This window comes from Polaribacter sp. (assembly GCF_965660385.1).
Lineage (GTDB): Bacteria > Bacteroidota > Bacteroidia > Flavobacteriales > Flavobacteriaceae > Polaribacter.
This window is the reverse complement of sequence record NZ_CBFHZT010000026.1, coordinates 1-18,099: the sequence shown is the minus strand read 5'-3', so window position 1 is coordinate 18,099 and position 18,099 is coordinate 1. Positions and strand designations below refer to the sequence as shown.

General features: G+C 31.0%; 16 protein-coding genes. 14 read left to right on the top strand and 2 right to left on the bottom strand.

Going from position 1 to position 18,099, the window contains the following annotated elements; all coding sequences use genetic code 11:
• The first annotated feature begins 6 nt into the window (after window positions 1–6).
• From ACTG3V_RS09415 to ACTG3V_RS09400, 4 genes are read left to right on the top strand one after another with little or no spacing between them, the layout of a single operon-like run.
• Complete coding sequence (locus ACTG3V_RS09415; protein WP_439131914.1) at window positions 7–1,401, top strand: sulfatase; 1,395 nt, start codon at window positions 7–9, stop codon at window positions 1,399–1,401.
• A 10-nt stretch (window positions 1,402–1,411) separates the two neighbouring features.
• Window positions 1,412–3,001 (top strand): sulfatase family protein, encoded by a 1,590-nt coding sequence (locus tag ACTG3V_RS09410; RefSeq protein ID WP_439131912.1) that lies wholly within the window; start codon window positions 1,412–1,414, stop codon window positions 2,999–3,001.
• Between the two features lie 45 nt (window positions 3,002–3,046).
• Complete coding sequence (locus tag ACTG3V_RS09405; RefSeq protein ID WP_439131911.1) at window positions 3,047–3,766, top strand: sialate O-acetylesterase; 720 nt, start codon at window positions 3,047–3,049, stop codon at window positions 3,764–3,766.
• 41 nt (window positions 3,767–3,807) lie between these two features.
• The gene (locus tag ACTG3V_RS09400; RefSeq protein WP_439131910.1) at window positions 3,808–5,202 is read left to right on the top strand and encodes a sulfatase; all 1,395 of its coding nucleotides are present in this window, start codon (window positions 3,808–3,810) and stop codon (window positions 5,200–5,202) included.
• A gap of 1,195 nt (window positions 5,203–6,397) precedes the next feature.
• Here ACTG3V_RS09400 and ACTG3V_RS09395 read toward each other — a convergent pair.
• Both ACTG3V_RS09395 and ACTG3V_RS09390 read right to left on the bottom strand, forming a co-directional pair.
• A complete protein-coding gene (locus ACTG3V_RS09395; protein ID WP_439131909.1) occupies window positions 6,398–6,568 on the bottom strand; it encodes a hypothetical protein in 171 nt (56 codons plus the stop codon).
• Window positions 6,569–6,596: 28 nt separating this feature from the next.
• Entirely contained in the window at window positions 6,597–8,378 is a 1,782-nt protein-coding gene (locus tag ACTG3V_RS09390) for a T9SS type A sorting domain-containing protein (protein ID WP_439131908.1), read from the bottom strand.
• A gap of 277 nt (window positions 8,379–8,655) precedes the next feature.
• On the opposite strand from ACTG3V_RS09390, the gene ACTG3V_RS09385 reads away from it, so the two are divergent.
• The 10 genes from ACTG3V_RS09385 to ACTG3V_RS09340 all read left to right on the top strand — a co-directional run.
• Complete coding sequence (locus ACTG3V_RS09385) at window positions 8,656–9,090, top strand: RrF2 family transcriptional regulator (protein ID WP_439131907.1); 435 nt, start codon at window positions 8,656–8,658, stop codon at window positions 9,088–9,090.
• 13 nt (window positions 9,091–9,103) lie between these two features.
• On the top strand, window positions 9,104–10,324 hold the full coding sequence (locus ACTG3V_RS09380; RefSeq protein WP_439131906.1) for an acyloxyacyl hydrolase: 1,221 nt from the start codon (window positions 9,104–9,106) through the stop codon (window positions 10,322–10,324).
• A 225-nt stretch (window positions 10,325–10,549) separates the two neighbouring features.
• Complete coding sequence (locus tag ACTG3V_RS09375) at window positions 10,550–10,813, top strand: DUF2061 domain-containing protein (protein ID WP_439131905.1); 264 nt, start codon at window positions 10,550–10,552, stop codon at window positions 10,811–10,813.
• Window positions 10,813–11,427 carry a phosphoadenosine phosphosulfate reductase domain-containing protein gene (locus tag ACTG3V_RS09370; RefSeq protein ID WP_439131904.1) on the top strand — a complete coding sequence of 205 codons (615 nt, stop codon included), beginning with the start codon at window positions 10,813–10,815 and terminating at the stop codon, window positions 11,425–11,427. Before ACTG3V_RS09375 ends, ACTG3V_RS09370 begins: the two co-directional genes overlap by 1 nt.
• A gap of 11 nt (window positions 11,428–11,438) precedes the next feature.
• Window positions 11,439–12,344, top strand: coding sequence for a sulfate adenylyltransferase subunit CysD (gene cysD, locus ACTG3V_RS09365; RefSeq protein WP_439131903.1), 906 nt, complete (start codon window positions 11,439–11,441; stop codon window positions 12,342–12,344).
• 85 nt (window positions 12,345–12,429) lie between these two features.
• Window positions 12,430–13,677, top strand: coding sequence for a sulfate adenylyltransferase subunit 1 (locus ACTG3V_RS09360; RefSeq protein ID WP_439131902.1), 1,248 nt, complete (start codon window positions 12,430–12,432; stop codon window positions 13,675–13,677).
• 85 nt (window positions 13,678–13,762) lie between these two features.
• Window positions 13,763–15,868 (top strand): HEPN domain-containing protein, encoded by a 2,106-nt coding sequence (locus tag ACTG3V_RS09355; RefSeq protein ID WP_439131901.1) that lies wholly within the window; start codon window positions 13,763–13,765, stop codon window positions 15,866–15,868.
• A 4-nt stretch (window positions 15,869–15,872) separates the two neighbouring features.
• Complete coding sequence (gene cobA, locus ACTG3V_RS09350) at window positions 15,873–16,649, top strand: uroporphyrinogen-III C-methyltransferase (protein ID WP_439131900.1); 777 nt, start codon at window positions 15,873–15,875, stop codon at window positions 16,647–16,649.
• The gene (locus ACTG3V_RS09345) at window positions 16,649–17,224 is read left to right on the top strand and encodes a precorrin-2 dehydrogenase/sirohydrochlorin ferrochelatase family protein (protein ID WP_439131899.1); all 576 of its coding nucleotides are present in this window, start codon (window positions 16,649–16,651) and stop codon (window positions 17,222–17,224) included. The genes cobA and ACTG3V_RS09345 overlap by 1 nt, the downstream gene beginning before the upstream one ends.
• Window positions 17,225–17,306: 82 nt before the next feature.
• On the top strand, window positions 17,307–18,099 hold a 793-nt coding region (locus tag ACTG3V_RS09340), incomplete at its 3' end, for an NAD(P)/FAD-dependent oxidoreductase (RefSeq protein WP_439131898.1).

Below are 18,099 nucleotides of genomic sequence, written 5' to 3'. Positions count from 1 at the left end.
CCTACAATGAAAATCAATATAATTTTCTTTGCATCAGTATTAAGTCTTGGTTTATTATCGAGCTGTAAAACAGTAAACAAAAGTCAAAAAAAAGTTACAAAATCAATAAAGCCAAATATTGTGCTATTTTTTGTGGATGATTTAGGGTGGGCAGATTTAGGTTTTCGTAACTCAGTCTTTGAAACCCCAAATATTGATAAACTAGCAAAATCTGGTATCAATTTTGAGCAAGCTTATATTGCTAGTCCAACATGTAGCCCAAGCAGAGCAACATTAATTACTGGTAAACATCCTGCAAGATTAAAAATGGTACGTCATATTCCTGGAGGTAAAAAAAATGGTTTTGATAGACAGGGAAATACTAATCAAGAATACCATTACCTAGAAAGAGATCCTGCTCAATTTCCAAGTAGAAACTGGTTACCTTTAGAGCATGTTTCTTACGCAGAAGCCTTATCTAACCAAGGCTATTATAATTTATTTGTTGGAAAATGGCATTTAGGTCATGAAAAGTTTCATCCCATACATCAAGGTTTTAATCAGCAAATAGGAACTTCAAATGCAGGTCATCCAAAATCGTATTATCCTCCTTATTTTGGTTATAAAGGCAATTACACAGATGAGAATAACACGTATTTAACAGATAAATTAACCAACGAAGCTGTTGATTTTATAGCGAATTACGATAAAGAAAATCCGTTTATGTTAACCTTTTCTTACTATTCTGTGCATACACCTCATCAAGGAAGAAAAGATTTATTGGCTTATTTTAAAGAAAAAGGTTTAGAAGGAAAATTTGCAAATTATGCAGCAATGGTAAAAGCTACAGACGAATCTGTAGGTAAAGTTTTAGAAGCCATTACAGCAAAAGGAATTGAAAAAGAAACTATCATTATTTTCCTGTCAGACCAAGGGGGATATTTTGAAAATGCGCCTTTTAGGGGTGCTAAAATGACTGAAACTTTATTTGAAGGTGGTGCTAGAGTACCATTCTTTGTAAAATGGCCAGGTATTACAAAACCAAATACTATTAATAATTCTGTAGTCCAATCTACAGATTTGTTTCCTACTTTAATTGATATTGCTGGCGGAAATGTGAATCAATTTAAAGATCTAGATGGTATTTCTTTAGCATCAACCCTTAAAAATAATAGCACCTTACAAAGAGAGGCTGTTTTCGGTTATAGAGCTTATGAAGATTTATACGTTTCTGTGAGAGAAGGAGATTGGAAATTATTAGCCTATAGAAGTGGAAAAACAGCACTCTACAATATTGTAAACGATATTAAAGAGCAAAATGATCTTGCTTATAAAAACCCAGATAAAGTACAAGAATTGGTTGAAAAACTCATTAAATGGGAAAAGAAAATGGATGTAGCACAATATTCAGGAGTTCAATAATTTAATTTTTATGAAGATAAATCAACTTTCTATAAAACTCTTCTTATCCTTAATAATTATAATGAGCATACAAGGTGCTTGTACAGCTCAAACCAAGAAAAAAGAGAAAAAACCAAACATTCTATTTTGTATTGCAGATGATGCTACTTGGAAACATATGAGTGCTTACGGTGCTAAATGGGTAAATACTCCTTCTTTTGATAGAGTAGCTAAAGAAGGTTTGCTATTTATTAATGCGTACACGCCAAATGCAAAATGTGGCCCATCAAGATCTATTATTTTAACAGGAAGAAATTCTTGGCAATTGGAAGAAGCTGCCAATCATTTAGCTTATTTTCCTACTAAATTTAAAACGTATCCGGAAGCATTATCAGAAAAGGGGTATAATGTAGGATTTACTGGAAAAGGTTGGGCTCCTGGAACTGCACTAAATAAAGATGGAACAAAAAGACAATTATTGGTAAAACCGTATAATAAAATCAAAAGAAAAGCACCTACAAAAGGAATTTCTAAAATAGATTATGTTGCCAATTTTAAAACTTTTATGAATCAAAAGAAAGCAGATGAACCTTTTTGCTTTTGGTATGGAGGACACGAACCTCACAGAAAATATGAGTATGGAACTGGCGTAAGTGTAGGTAAAAAGAAATTATCTCAAATCGATTCTGTCTTTTCATATTGGCCACAATCTGATACTGTAAAAAACGATATGTTGGATTATGCTTTTGAACTGGAATATTTTGATAAACAACTTGGAGGGATTCTAAAAATTCTTGAAGAAAAAGGCGAATTAGAAAACACAATTATTGTGGTAACTTCAGATAATGGAATGCCTTTTCCAAGAGTTAAAGGATTAAGCTATGAGCATTCTAATCATTTACCACTAGCAATCATGTGGAAAAATGGAATTGAAAACCCTGGAAGAATTATTGAAGATTATATCAGTTTTACTGATTTTGCTGCCACTTTTGTGGATGTAGCAGGTTACAATGCCAAAGATTTAGGGATGGAATCTATTCAAGGTAAGAGTTTAAAACCATTTTTCGATTCTAATAAAGAAGATGTTATAACTGCTGAAGAGGATTATGTTTTGTTAGGTCAAGAAAGACATGATGTTGGTAGACCAAATGACGTTGGTTATCCTGTAAGAGGAATCGTAAAAGATGGATATTTATTTCAAATTAATTTTAAAGAAGACAGATGGCCTGCTGGAAATCCTGAAACGGGTTATACGAATACTGATGGAAGTCCAACTAAAACTCAAATCCTAAACCTTAAAAGAAGTGGTGAAAATGAAACTTATTGGAACTTAAACTTTGGTAAACATCCAAGAGAAGAGCTTTTTCAAATAGAGGTAGATGAGGATTGTATTAATAATTTGGCTAATGATAAAAATTACCAAACCATAAAAGAAGAACTAAAATCAATCTTAATCAACGAATTAAAAAAACAAAAAGATCCAAGGATGTTTGGTAATGGAGCTGTTTTTGATAATTATAAACCAGATAGAAATGAAAATTTTTATGAGAATTATATGAGTGGAAAAAAAGTAAATTCTGGCTGGATTAATGATTCTGATTTTGAAAAGAAAAAGAATTAATTTTTTGTAGTTATTTTTAAATTAATACTTCAAAAAAAATCGAATATGGCACTTTTAAATAAATTAATTCTTAATCTAATCATAGTAATTTCATCAATTTCATGTACAGCACAGAAACAAAAAGGAAAACATCTTTTCATTTTGTCAGGCCAATCAAATATGGAACTTTTAAGACCAAAAGAATCTTTTACTCCTAAACTGAATAAAAAATTTGGGAAAAGAAATGTTATTGTTGTTCAATTTGCAAAAGGTTCACAATCCATTAGAAAATGGTACAAAGACTGGGTTCCGGCAGTTGAAAACGAATCAAAAGCAGAACCTTACTTGTATGATTCTTTAATGAAAAAAGTAAAAAAAGCAATTCGTAATAAAGACATAGCCACTGTAACGTTTGTATGGATGCAAGGAGAAAGAGATGCTAGAAAATCTCGTAGAGCCGTGTACAGAAAAAGTCTTTTAGGCTTACACAAACAACTGTCTGATGAATTAGGTAGAACAGATGTCAATTTTGTAATTGGTAGGTTAAGTGACTTTGGCTTGATAAAAAAAGGATGGCCAGATTGGATGCAAATTCGAAATATTCAAGTTGAAGTAGCAGAATCTAACCCTCGATTTGCTTGGATTAACACGGATGACCTCAATACAGGTGTTAATAGAAAAGGTGAAAATATAAAGGATGGCATCCACATGACTGCAGAAGGTTATGTAATTATGGGCGAGCGTTTTGCTGATAAAGCCATAAAACTTATAGAAGATAATAAGTAACATCAATTAGATAAAATATATCTCTAACAACAAACTAGAGCGTGCTTAAAAAAATAACAATCCTATTTTTATTTTTTTTGTTGGTATCCTGTAAAACTGTAGATAAAAAACCAAATGTCATTTTTATCTTAGTAGATGATTTAGGTTGGACAGATCTTGCTTCTTACGGATCAAAGTATTATCAAACACCAAATATTGATAAGTTAGCTAACCAAGGAGTTAAATTTACAAATGCTTACACAGCCACTAACGTTTGTTCTCCAACAAGAGCAAGTATTCTAACTGGTAAATATCCTGCAACTTTACATTTAACAGATTATATTTCAGGAAAAGATTTTCCAAATGCAAAATTAAAACCTCCAAAATGGCAAAAATTTTTAGATACTTCAGAAGTAACAACAGCAGAAATATTTAAAAATAATGGATACAATACGGCTCATATTGGTAAATGGCATTTAGGAAATGATAGTTTATATTGGCCAGAAAATCAAGGTTTTGATGTAAATATTGGAGGGTTTTCTAGAGGAGCACCAATAAAAAACAAAAGAAATGGTAAAAACGGATATTTTTCTCCATATGGAAATCCAAGACTTGAGGATGGAGCTAATGATGAATTTTTAACAAACAGATTAGCGAATGAAGCTAAAGATTTTATAACAAATAATAAAGCAGAACCTTTTTTTCTGAATCTTTGGTTTTATTCTGTTCATACGCCTTTACAAGCAAAAAAAGAAAAAACTAAGAAATATGCTGCTCTAAAAAACGATTCGTTACATCATAAAAATGCTACTTATGCAGCAATGATTGAACATGTTGATGATGCTGTTGGCTTAGTTTTAAATACTCTAGAAGAACTTAATTTAGAGGAAAATACAATTATAGTTTTTACTTCAGATAATGGAGGATTGGTAGGGAATCATGTTAGGTTCAAAAATAAAGTTACTTCAAACTTTCCACTACGATCAGGAAAAGGAGATATGTTTGAAGGCGGAGTTCGGGTTCCCTGCATATTTTATTATCCCAATAATTTTAAACCAAGAGTTGATAATACTCCAATTATTTCACCTGATTTTTTACCCACTATAATTGATTTAGCTCAGCTTTCCCATTCACAAAAAATAAAGTTTGACGGAATTTCGTTGGCATCATTATTAACAGATAAAAAAGAAGTACAACAACGTCCTATATTTTGGCATTACCCACACTATCATTTAGAAGGAGCTGTTCCTTACAGTGCTATAAGACAAGGTAAATACAAATTGATACATAACCTAGAAACAGATGTTTTAGAATTATATAATCTTGAAAATGATATTGAAGAAACTAAAAATATTGCAGCTAGCGATGAACTATTAACTCAAAAATTATTCTCAAAACTTAATTCTTGGAAACTATCAATTAATGCACAAAGCCCTATAATTAATGTTAAAAATTAAATTTTTTCAACTTAATATTTAAACTATTTTGAAAATACAATTTCTAAATTAATCTGTAAAAAAATTTAATGAAATTCAAATTATAAATCAATTGTATATTAAAATTTGAGCTGAAAAATACATAAAAAGCCTTAGATAAAAACCGAAAATTATTTAAATTAGAAAATCATAAATCATTTCCAATTTTCGCAAAAAAAATTTAGATGAGAAAAACCAATTGCCAATAAAGAAATGAGGCTATAGACTTCATATTTTATAAATGTTTATCCATATATAAAATTTAATGACACTTTCCCACTAAGTGTGTAAATTAAAATTACAGGGTTAAATTTTCATAGTTTAATCCTGTTTTTAAATATAGCTAAAAATTGGTTTAAAATAATTCCCCAATTTCTTATTGCTTTGCTAGGATCTATGAAAAGTGAAGGAATTTCAGTTTTGGAGAATTAAATAGTATAATAAATCGAAGCATCTCTTTTTTTTTTTGCTTGAATAAAAAATGTCAAATCCGTGGAACCTTCCTACTACTAATAGAGAGTAAGGGTGGTCCCCCAGATTTGACATGAAATATTTATAGTCTGATAAACTATTATGTACTGGTGGTAATTGTGGTAAAGCTGGTAAAGTTCAATAGTAGCAAGTGGTACAGCGATTATTTTAGTGGTACGGTTTTGGTAAACGTGGTAAACTCAAATAATAAAAACTTCTTTATTAGAATCTCGATGTAAGGTTTTTAGTGATTTATTTCTATTGTGAAGTAAGTTTCGAATGCCTCAAAAGAAGGCTATGAAGTAATCTATCAATACAGCAAACTGTGAAAAACACTCCAATAGCAAGAGATTTAACTTATAAGCTTTATATATTTATAGTAATCTAAGAATACATTTTAGTCTCGATCTTAGAAAGCCTGCTGAGGTTCATTCAAATCCAAACATCAAATACAAGTCATATCGGAAAAATAAAGTAAATTTACATGAACTTAAAATATAAGCATAAAATAAAAAGTTATTCTAATTTTTTTGGGTCCATTCAAAAGGCACAGAAAAAAAATGGAAATAACTTTTGGTCCAACTAGCAAAATCATTTGAAAAAAGGTCAACCTATAGCAGTATAATACAGTATTAAATAAAAAAATATCAAGAACAAAAGTTCTTGATATTTTTTATCTTCTTGTACTATTAAAATTCACAAGTTCTTAAAACCCTGCTCCAGGATCTGCAGGGGCAGAAGCAGCTTGCGCTTTTTGTGGATTTAAAATCATGTAGGTACCTAACGCAGTTAAAGCTGCATATTTACCATAGTTTCCAATTTTCTTAATAGCTTCTTTTCTTGAAATATCTTGTGCTTTATTTTCTTTATTTTTCATGATGTTTTCTAGTTTAAAAGTTGATAAATTATTCTAAAACAATTTTTTTATTTAGTGTTCCATTTTGGTTTTCTAATTGAACAATATAAACTCCTGTAGTTAACTTAGGAAGTGAAATATCTTTAATGCTATTAGCCATAAATGAAGTATTAAATACTTGTTTTCCTAAAACATTGTACAATTTTACATTAGCTTTTCCTTGAGATAAACCTACAACTCTTAAGCTTGATTTACCTGTAGGATAAATACTTACGCCTTCTAAACTAACACTATCTGTACTTAATACTGCAGAAGACTTTGTATGTACATAGAAACGACCTACACCATCTAAAGCAGCATTTAAAGTAACTTTGTAATTCGATGAATTTGTTAATTCTGTAAAAGTATTGGTAACGTTATCTTCTAAAAATACTTTTAGACCAGATGGTAAATTTAAAGCATCAGCAGAGAAGGTAATTTCACCAGCATTTGCTTTTATACCAACAGGAATAACAAAAGATTCCATATCGTTTTTTGGAAGTGATTGTACTTGATATTTGTCACCAACATTATCTTCTAACAGTTGTGTATAAACTTCCATTTCATTCGTAACTCCTGTAAACGTTTTTCCTTCATAACCCCAATCAAAGCCTTTGGTTGCATTAGCATCAAAATACATTAATTTTGCTGTTCTACTTAATTTTCCGCTTTCAATAACTAAATTGATTTCTGTTTTTTCTGATTTTTGGAAATTATCTGTACCTGAAGCTTGATTAGACTCAGCAAAATCTACAGTAGAGCCACTTGCTACACTTACAAAGAAACCTTGCCCTGGAGCTAAAATAAAATTCTCAGCAGCTGTTCTAGCAGTGTAGCCACCACCTTCCGTCCACGTCCAAATTTGACCTGTTGTATTGGTATTTGCATTTAAAAAAGTTTCGCTGCTCATGTAAGACGTGTAAGGGTTTCCTAATAAATTATACCCATCATTAGCAGTAGTTACTGCCACACCATTAATATCAGCAGTGTTTATAGTACCTGTAAAAGCAACAGTACCAGTAGCACTTCTTTTCATTGAATATCCCATTCCAGAAGTAAAAGTTCCTGCATTACTGTTATCATCTTCTAAATATGTATATTTTAAGCCAGCTGCATTGGCATCATTATAGGTAGCTAAACCTCTTTTTGTATCACTTGTTGCTAAACTATTTGTTGTTGCATAAGTATCATTGTAAGCTTGGCCTGCTACTGGAGCACTAACCAAGTGCCATCCATTTGTATTACCAGATACAAAGTTTAAAGTTCTGTTTAAGGTAACATTTCCTGTAGATGTTCCAATTACAATTAGTGAACTTCCTGCATTCATCGTTAAACTACCACCTGAATCAACATCTAAATTATTTACAGCTGCAGCAGTAGAAGCCCCAATAGTTGTATTTGTGTTCGTTGGTATTGTAACATTAGATGCAGCAGTTGGTATTTCATTTAAACTCCAGTTAGTTGCTGTAGCCCAATCACTATCAGTCTCTGCACTAAAAATATTCGGTGGTGTAACAGAGTTGTTAAAAGCGATAGATTGAATTAAAAAATCACCTGCTGATGAATTATTACTATTGTTAGTGTCTCTAATAATTATTTGAAAACCAATAGCTTCTGCAGTAGTCCAATCTGTTCCTTTTTCACCAGCTAAATCGTAAGTTATTGTTTCAAAATCAGTCATACTAGAAGATATATTTATGTTTCCACCTTTTCTAGTTGAAGGAGATGCTAAAATCCATTGTATACGTATTTGATTATTTAACGCAGATTCATTTTTGTAAGTAATGTGCAAGTGTGAATGTACACTAGGGTCTAATCTAAAAAAACTTTGTACTACTTTTGTAGAGCTATTTACTGTAGTACAATAGTCATTATACCATTGTTTACATCATTAGATACTCCTTTAAGTAACGAGATTACAAATTATCTTGCTTTAATTTATTAAGGTTTTATGCTTAGGTTTAAATATCAAATTAAATAAAGCATTGTACTCAAATTGTTTTTACTCCTAATTGAAAGAACTAAGTTAGTAGTGTTTTATTTGATAATAAATTAGCTATATTAGCTTTATGCTATCTAAAAAAACAAAATACGGTATAAAGGCACTTACTTATTTAGCAAGGCAAGAGTATAAGACACCAGTGCAAATCGCCACAATTTCTAAAAACGAAAACATCTCATTAAAATTTTTAGAAAGTATTTTATTAACGCTTCGTAAAAACGGCATCTTAGGTTCAAAAAAAGGTAAAGGTGGTGGATATTACTTATTAAAAAATCCTAATGAAATTTTAATGACTACAATTTATAGAATTTTAGAAGGACCAATTTCAATGGTACCATGTGTAAGCCTTAATTTCTATGAGAAATGTGATGATTGTCCAGACGAAAATACATGCGCTGTGCATAAGTTAATGATACAAGTTAGAGATAACACACTCCAAATTTTTAGAAATACTACTTTGGCTGATTTAACTTTAAGAGCAAAAGAATCTCATGAAAATTAAGAAATAGCGTTACATGAAAAAATTGTGTTTAACCTTATTTATATTTCTAATTCCAATATGCTTTTTTTGTCAAGAGGATAACATTTGTAAAACAAAGTTTACCAATTTTCTTGCAAATTCTTATTACAGCATCAATTTAGGTGGAATTTTTTATCCTTTTTCAAACGATAATTTAATTGATGGTTATCAAACAGAAACATTTAGTAGAAACTGGTTTTCTGGTAGGTTGCTACTGGGTCATAAATTCACCAAAGATTTATCAGTGCAATTTGGTACTATGAGACCAGCTTCTTGGTTTAAATATGATAATGTAAATAATATTGGTTATGACAGAAGTGTATGGATCAATGCATGGTCTTTGTCTTTAAAAAAAGATTTTAAATTACAACAAAAAACATCATTTTATTTAGAGGCAGGTATAGCAAATTTAACAAGATTCGGTTTTTCTATAAATGATAAAGTAATTTACGATGATGCTCATTATGCAAGTTTAATTTATGGTTTTGGATTACAATATAGATTGTCAGACAAATGGCGATTGTCTGCAAACGGTACATTTTTACCAAAATCAAATCAAAACAATCAACCCTCTATTTCTCAAGCAACTTTGGGGTTTGAATACCATTTACAGCAAATTGATGATCAAACAGCAATACAATATGCTTCAAACAACTATTTTTTTCCTAGTAATATTTTTCAAATAAGTTATGGTACAGGTGCCATTGGTTTTGGGTTCAACCAATTTTTCGGAATGAGTTTACCTGTAGGTAATTTCGAAAGTTTTGGAATCCCTGTTTTTTGGGTTGGCAATGTAAAAGCACAACATGCTGTATCACTAACATATCAAAGATTAATTTATAGGTCAGAAAAGATTTTTTCTTTAGATTGGGGGGTAAGTGCTACATATTTTCAATCAAGGAAAGGAAAATCAGATGTTTTTGCTTTCTCTATATTTCCTGTTTTACGTTTTTATCTTATGCGAAAAAAAGATTTTGATTTTTACACAAACTATTCTATCATAGGGCCCGCTTTTATTTCTAAAGCAGATATAGATGGTTTTAAATCTGGTCCAAAAATAACTTATCATGATACTATGGGCTTTGGTGTTTTTTTTGGTGAAAATCGCAAATACAATATTGAGTTAAGAATTATGCATTATTCTAATGGTAATATTTTTACTAGAAATGATGGTGTAGCTATCCCTTTACAACTAACTTTAGGAAAAACCTTTTAAGTTTAGTATTTGTACTAAAGCATCTTAATTTATAAATCAAATAATTTATTAACGATAAGCATTTCGTAGTTTCATTTTCTTAAAATTAATCTTAATTTGTTATTAATCTATTAAATCTATAGGGTAATAATAAATTTTTAGACGCTATGTTCATTTTTTTAATATAATAGCTGTATGTTTGCATACCCTACTTATTAAGTAGGGTATTAATATGAACAAGCTGTTATGATTGTAGATCAAATGATTTTTAGTAAAAAAATAGCAAAACAAAGTTTTGAGGAAGATAAAGTTTCAGAGAAACCAATAAGAAGTATTGTAAAAGCTTTTAGTTGGAGGTTTATAGGTACTTTAGATACTTTGATTGTATCCTACTTTCTCACAGGTAAAATTGCATTAGCAGCATCAATTGCATCAGTAGATTTTTTAACAAAATTGGTTTTATATTTCTTTCACGAAAGAATTTGGAATACCATAAAATGGGGAAAATAATGAGTTTGAATTTAGTACAAGTAAATAAAGAGTTAAAGGGGAAAAGTCCTGAAGAAATAATTTCGTGGGCAATTACTTTTGCAGAGAACCCAGTAATCACAACCAACTTTAGGCCTTATGAAGTCGCTATTTTAAAAGCAGTTACAGAGGTAAAAAAAGATATCAAAGTAATTTGGTGTGATACAGGATATAATACTGTGCAAACTTATAAACACGCAGAAGAAATTATTGAAAAACTGAACTTAAACATTCATTTATACACACCAAAACAAACTGCTGCTCATAGAAATGTAGTTTTAGGAGTTCCATCAATAGACGACCCAAAGCATGTAATTTTTACAGAACAAGTAAAATTAGAACCATTTTCTAGGGCGATGCAAGAACATCAACCAGACGTTTGGTTTACAAATTTACGTAAAGGGCAAACTGCTTTCAGAAATAGCATTGATGTTGTTTCTCAAAGTAAAGATGGAATCATAAAAGTGAGTCCTTTTTACCATTGGTCTGATGAAGAATTGGATGCTTATTTAGAAGAAAAAGAATTGCCAAATGAATTTACATATTTCGATCCGACAAAAGTAGAGAGTAACCGCGAATGTGGTTTACACATCTAAAAAAATATAAAATGAGCAAAGAAACAATACAAGTAGATGCTTTAGAAAGTGAAGCAATTTTTATTTTCAGAGAAGTAGTAGCGCAGTTTGAAAAACCTGTTTTATTATTTTCTGGTGGAAAAGACAGTATAACTTTAGTGCGTTTAGCGCAAAAAGCATTTTATCCTGCAAAAATTCCTTTTCCATTAATGCATATTGATACAGGGCATAACTTTCCAGAAACTATCGAATTTAGAGATAGATTGGTTAAGGAATTAGGTGTGGAGTTGATTGTAAGAAATGTACAAGATAATATCGATTCTGGTAGAGTAAAAGAAGAAACAGGAAGATATGCAAGTAGAAATATGTTGCAAACTGAAACGTTGTTAGATGCTATTGAAGAATTTGGTTTTGATGCGTGTATTGGTGGTGCAAGAAGAGATGAAGAAAAGGCAAGAGCAAAAGAAAGAATCTTTTCTGTACGAGATGATTTTGGACAATGGGATGAGAAAAATCAACGCCCAGAAGTATTCGATATGTTAAATGGACGTATTGATTTAGGTCAGAATGTACGTGTATTTCCAATTTCAAATTGGACAGAATTAGACGTCTGGTCATATATAGAGCAAGAAAAAATTGAAATTCCTTCTATCTATTTTGCTCACAAAAGAAAAACATTTGTTCGTGATGGAATGATTTGGTCTGCAGATGATGAAGTGGTGTACAGAGATGAAGAGGAAGAAGTTATAGAAAGAATGGTGCGTTTTAGAACTGTAGGTGATATGAGTTGTACAGCAGCAGTTTTGTCAAACGCTGTAGATATTACTAAAGTAGTAGAAGAAATTAGAGATTCATCCATTTCAGAAAGAGGTGCAAGAATTGATGATAAGCGTTCTGAAGCAGCAATGGAAAAAAGAAAGCAACAAGGGTATTTTTAAAATTTAGTTGATAGTAATTAGTTTTTAGTTGATGGTTTCAGTGAGAACCAAAAACCAAAAACTATCAACCAAAAACCAAGAAAAAATGAAAGTATTAAAAATAGCAACAGCAGGTAGTGTAGATGATGGTAAAAGTACCTTGATTGGTCGTATTTTATACGATACAAAATCATTGACCGATGATAAGTTAGAGGCAATTGAAGAGAAAAGTCGTCAAAGAGGATTTGACTATTTAGATTTCTCTTTAGCAACAGATGGTTTAGTTGCAGAACGTGAACAAGGAATTACCATTGATGTAGCGCATATTTATTTTTCAACCAGAAAAAAGAGTTTCATTATTGCAGACACTCCAGGCCATATAGAATATACCAGAAATATGGTTACAGGAGCTTCAACTGCACAAGCATCTATCGTTTTAATTGATGCAAGAAACGGAGTTGTAGAACAAACCTATAGACATTTTTTTATCAATAATTTATTGAGAATTAAAGATGTTGTTATCGCCGTAAATAAAATGGATTTAGTTGATTTTTCTGAAGAAAAATTCAATGTTATCAAAGGTGAAATCGAATATTTAGCAAGTAAAAGCGAGTATAAAAATCAGAATTTAACCTTCATTCCATTATCAGCTTTAAAAGGAGATAATGTAGTTGAAAAATCTGAAAATATGGATTGGTATCAAGGAGAAACCTTAATGCATCATTTAGAAAGATTAGACTCAGATGATATTAATGATGATTCACAAACTCGTTTTCCTGTGCAAACAGTTATCAGACCAAAAACTGAGGAATATCACGATTACAGAGGTTATGCAGGTAAAATTTATGGTGGAGATTTTGAAGTAGGTGATGAAGTTGTAGTATTACCATCGTTAACCAAATCTAAAATTAAGAACATTAATTTCTTTGATAAAGAATATCAAAAAGCAAAAAGAGGAAGTTCTGTAACCATCACTTTAGAAGACAATGTAAATGTAAGTAGAGGTGATATGTTGGTAAAAGTTAATGAGCAGCCAAAAATAGCAAAACAATTAGATGCTACCATTTGTTGGATGGATACAGCCCCATTAAAACCAACTCAAAAATATTTTATAAAGCATGGCGTAAATGATGCACAAGCAAAAATTACACAATTATCAAGTATTATAAAAACAGATTTTTCAGGCAAGCAAGAAAATCCAGAAGAGTTAACCTTAAACCAAATAGGAGAGATACAATTAAAATTGAGTAAACCATTTTCTTATGATTCTTATAAAGAAAATAAATCCAATGGTTCATTCATTTTAATCAATCCAAAAACGAACAACACAGTAGGAGTTGGTTTTATCAAATAGAAAAAGTAAAAAGTAAAATTAAAGTAGTGTTTTTAAGAGGTGGGAATTTCTTGTTACTTAATACTAACTACTAAATACTAAAAAGATGCAGAGTTTTAGAACAGAGATAGAGAATCCAATTGTAGAAAAAGATATTCTTGAATTAAGAGATAAAATTGAAAAATTCAATAATCTACAAATTGATGAAGAAAAATTTAGAAGCTTACGTTTAGCAAGAGGTGTTTATGGTCAGCGCCAACAAGGGGTTCAAATGATTCGTATTAAATTACCTTATGGTAAGGTGAAAAGCAATCAATTAAAAAGAATAGCGGAGGTTTCAGATGAATATTCTAGAGGAAGATTACACATTACAACACGTCAAGATATACAAATTCATTATGTAGATTTAAATAGAACACCTCAATTATGGGCAGAATTAGAACGAGATAATGTAACCTTAAGAGAGGCTTGTGGAAATACAGTAAGAAATGTAACTGCTTCAGAAACTGCAGGTATAGATGTAAACGAACCTTTTGATGTTTCACCTTATGCAGATGCTTTGTTCAAGTTCTTTTTAAGAAACCCAATTTGTCAAGAAATGGGGCGTAAGTTTAAAGTTTCTTTTTCTGCTTCTGATGATGATACAGGACTTTCTTACATGCACGATTTAGGCTTTATTGCAAAAATTAAAAATGATGTTCGTGGTTTTAAAGTGATGATTGGTGGTGGTTTAGGATCACAACCAAGACATGCAGATGTGTTGTATGAATTTCTTGAGTCAGATAAAATCATTCCTTTAATGGAAGGTGTTTTAAGAGTTTTTGATAGACATGGTGAACGTAAAAGTAGAGCCAAAGCTAGAATGAAATTTTTAATAAAAAATATTGGTTTAGAGGTTTTTAAAGAGTTAGTAGATCAAGAACAAAAAGCAATAGCTTTAAAATCAGTACCAATAAATACGGATGATTATCAAGCTTCAAAACCTGTCTCTATTGATGAAATTCCAGAAGTGGAAATTCAAGATAAGGAAGCATTTAAAATCTGGAAAGCTACGAATGTGGTTCCACAAAAACAACAAGGTTTTGTTGCTATTGGTATTAAAGTTTTGTTAGGCGATTTTTATACAGACAAAGCAAGATTATTGGCAGATCTGGTAGAGAATTATGCTGCTGGAGAAATCAGGTTGTCTTTGCGTCAGAATATTTTAATTCCCTTTGTTAAAGCGGAATTACTACCTCTTTTTTATCAAGAATTAAAAAAGTTAGATTTTGTAGAACCAGGTTACAATAAAGCTGTGGATATTACTGCTTGCCCAGGTACTGATACATGTAATTTAGGTATTGCAAGTAGTACAGGGATAGCAGAAGAATTAGAAAGAGTTATTAAAAGTGAATACCCACAATATTTAAGTAATAAAGATTTAGTGATTAAAATAAGTGGATGTATGAACGCTTGTGGACAACATAATATGGCAAACATTGGTTTTCAAGGAATGTCTGTTCGTACACCAGAAAAATTAGTAGCACCAGCTTTACAAGTATTGTTAGGAGGAGGAAATTCAGGAAATGGAAAAGGGGTTTTTGCAGACAAAGTTGTTAAAGTACCAAGCAGAAGAGGTCCTGAAGCTTTACGCAGAATTTTAAATGATTTTGAAGAGAATTCTAATGGACAAAATTTTGAAAATTATTACCAACAAAAAGGAGAAAAATATTTCTACGATTTTTTAAATGATTTACAAGATGTAACCAATTTAACCCAAGAAGATTTTATTGATTGGGGAACCAATGAAGAATATGTAAAAGAAATTGGTATTGGAGAATGTGCAGGTGTTGTTATCGATTTAATTGAAACCTTATTTCTAGAAAGCGAAGAAAAAATTAACAATGCTAAAACATCTTATATAGATAAAGTGTATTCAAGTGCAATTTATCATGCATATAGTTCTATGGTAAATTCAGCAAAAGCATTGTTGTTGGCAGAAAATATAAAAACAAATTCACAAGCAACAATTATTGCTCAATTTGATGAGAATTTCATCAATACAAACAAAATTGATTTAGAAACTTCTTTTTCAGATATAGTTTATCAAATCAATAAATATGCTCCAAAACAAGAATTTGCAAAAAAATATATAAAAGATGCAGAACAGTTTTTAGAAAAAGTAAGAGCATTTAGAATAAAAGAAACAGCTTTAAAAGAAAATGCAATCTAAAATAATGAATTTTAAAATACCAAAATTAACGGTTGTTGGAGCTGGTCCTGGAGATGCAGATTTAATTACAATAAAAGCAATAAAAGCTTTAAAATCTGCGGATGTTGTGTTGTACGATGCTTTGGTAAACGAAGAATTGTTAGATTATATCAATCCCAATGCAGAACAAATTTTTGTTGGAAAACGAAGAGGTTGTTATAAATATCAACAAGAACAAATCAATGAATTGATTGTGGCTAGAGCAATATCAAATGGTCATGTTGTTCGTTTAAAAGGTGGTGACCCTTTTATTTTTGGTAGAGGTGCAGAAGAAATGGAATATGCAGCAAATTTCGGTCTTGAAGTTGCTATGGTTCCAGGAATTTCATCTGCTATGGCAGTGGCTGCCAATCAAAATATTCCTGTTACTAAAAGAGGAAGTGCAGAAAGTTTTTGGGTAATAACAGGTACTACCAAAGAACATAAAATTTCACAAGATATCAAGCTCGCTGCAAAATCAAACGCAACAGTTGTTATTTTAATGGGGATGAGTAAACTTCCAGAAATTGTACAAATGTTTCAAAAGGAAGGTAAAAATAATTTACCAGTAGCCATCATTCAAGATGGAACAACGAGTAGAGAAAAATTTGGAATCGGAACAGTTGATTCCATTGAAAGGATTGTTACAGAAAAGTCATTACAAAATCCTGCTATTATTGTTTTAGGAGAAGTTGTAAAACATCGTCAAAGTATTTTAGAATTGCAAGAGTTTTATGCGAATGATTTAAGAGGTTTGGTGTAATGGAAAGAAATAATTTATATCCCATTTTTCTAAAAGCTAAAAACCTAAACTTTCTGATAGTAGGAGGAGGTTTTGTTGCAGAAGAAAAATTGACATTTCTTTTAAAATCGAGTCCAGATGCAAAAGTAACTATGGTTTCTCCAATGTTTAGAGAAGGTACTATTAATTTGGCAAAGAAAGGATGTGTTACATTGATTAAAGATGTATATCATAAAAAATATTTAGAAGGAAGGCATATTGTGGTGGCAACTACAGATATTCCAGAAATAAATGTGCAAGTTTGGAAAGATTGTAGAGCAGAAGCTAAATTGGTAAATGTTGCTGATAACCCACCATATTGCGATTTTTATATGGGCGGAATTGTAACCAAGGGAAATGTAAAAGTGGCCATTTCTACCAACGGAAAATCACCAACAACAGCCAAAAGATTACGTCAGTTTTTCGAAGAAGTAATTCCAGAAAATATTGACGATTTAGTACAGAATTTAAACGAATATAGAAAAACCATCAAAGGAAACTTTGAGGAAAAAGTTGATAAACTAAACGAGTTTACAAAAAGTTTGGTAGAAAAATAAGATGGCTCTTAGCCTTTAGCTTTTTGCAATTAGCAATTAGCGAACGGCTAAAAGCAAATAGCTAAAAGCAAATTTTAAAAAAATGATTACAACAGACATTCTAATTATAGGAGCAGGACCAACAGGATTATTTACAGTTTTTGAAGCGGGTTTATTAAAGTTAAAGTGTCATTTAATTGATGCTTTACCACAACCAGGTGGACAATGTTCAGAAATTTATCCAAAGAAACCAATTTATGATATACCTGCTTATCCAGAGATTTTAGCAGGAGATTTAACACATAAATTAATGGAGCAGATTAAACAATTTGAACCTGGCTTCACTTTAGGGGAACGTGCAGATACAATAGATAAACAAGATGATGGAACTTTTATAGTAACTACTAATAAAGGCACAAAACATCATGCAAAAGTAGTTGCAATTGCTGGTGGTTTAGGTTCTTTCGAACCAAGAAAACCATTAATTCCTAATATTGCAGATTTTGAAGATAAAGGGGTTGAGTATATCATCAAAGAACCAGAATTGTATAGAAATAAAAAAGTAGTGATTTCTGGTGGTGGAGATTCAGCTTTAGATTGGGCAATTTTCTTGTCAGATGTAGCTTCAGAAGTAACGTTAATTCACAGAAGAAATGAGTTTAGAGGCGCATTAGATTCTGTTGAAAAAGCACAAGAATTAAAGAATTTAGGTAAAATTAATATCATCACTCCTGCAGAGGTAAAAGGAGTTATTGGTACAGATAAAGTTACAGGTGTTGCAGTGGAGAAAAAAGGTGAAGATGCTTTTATTATTGATACAGATCATTTTATACCTTTATTTGGTTTATCACCAAAATTGGGGCCAATTGGTAACTGGGGCTTAGAAATCGAAAAAA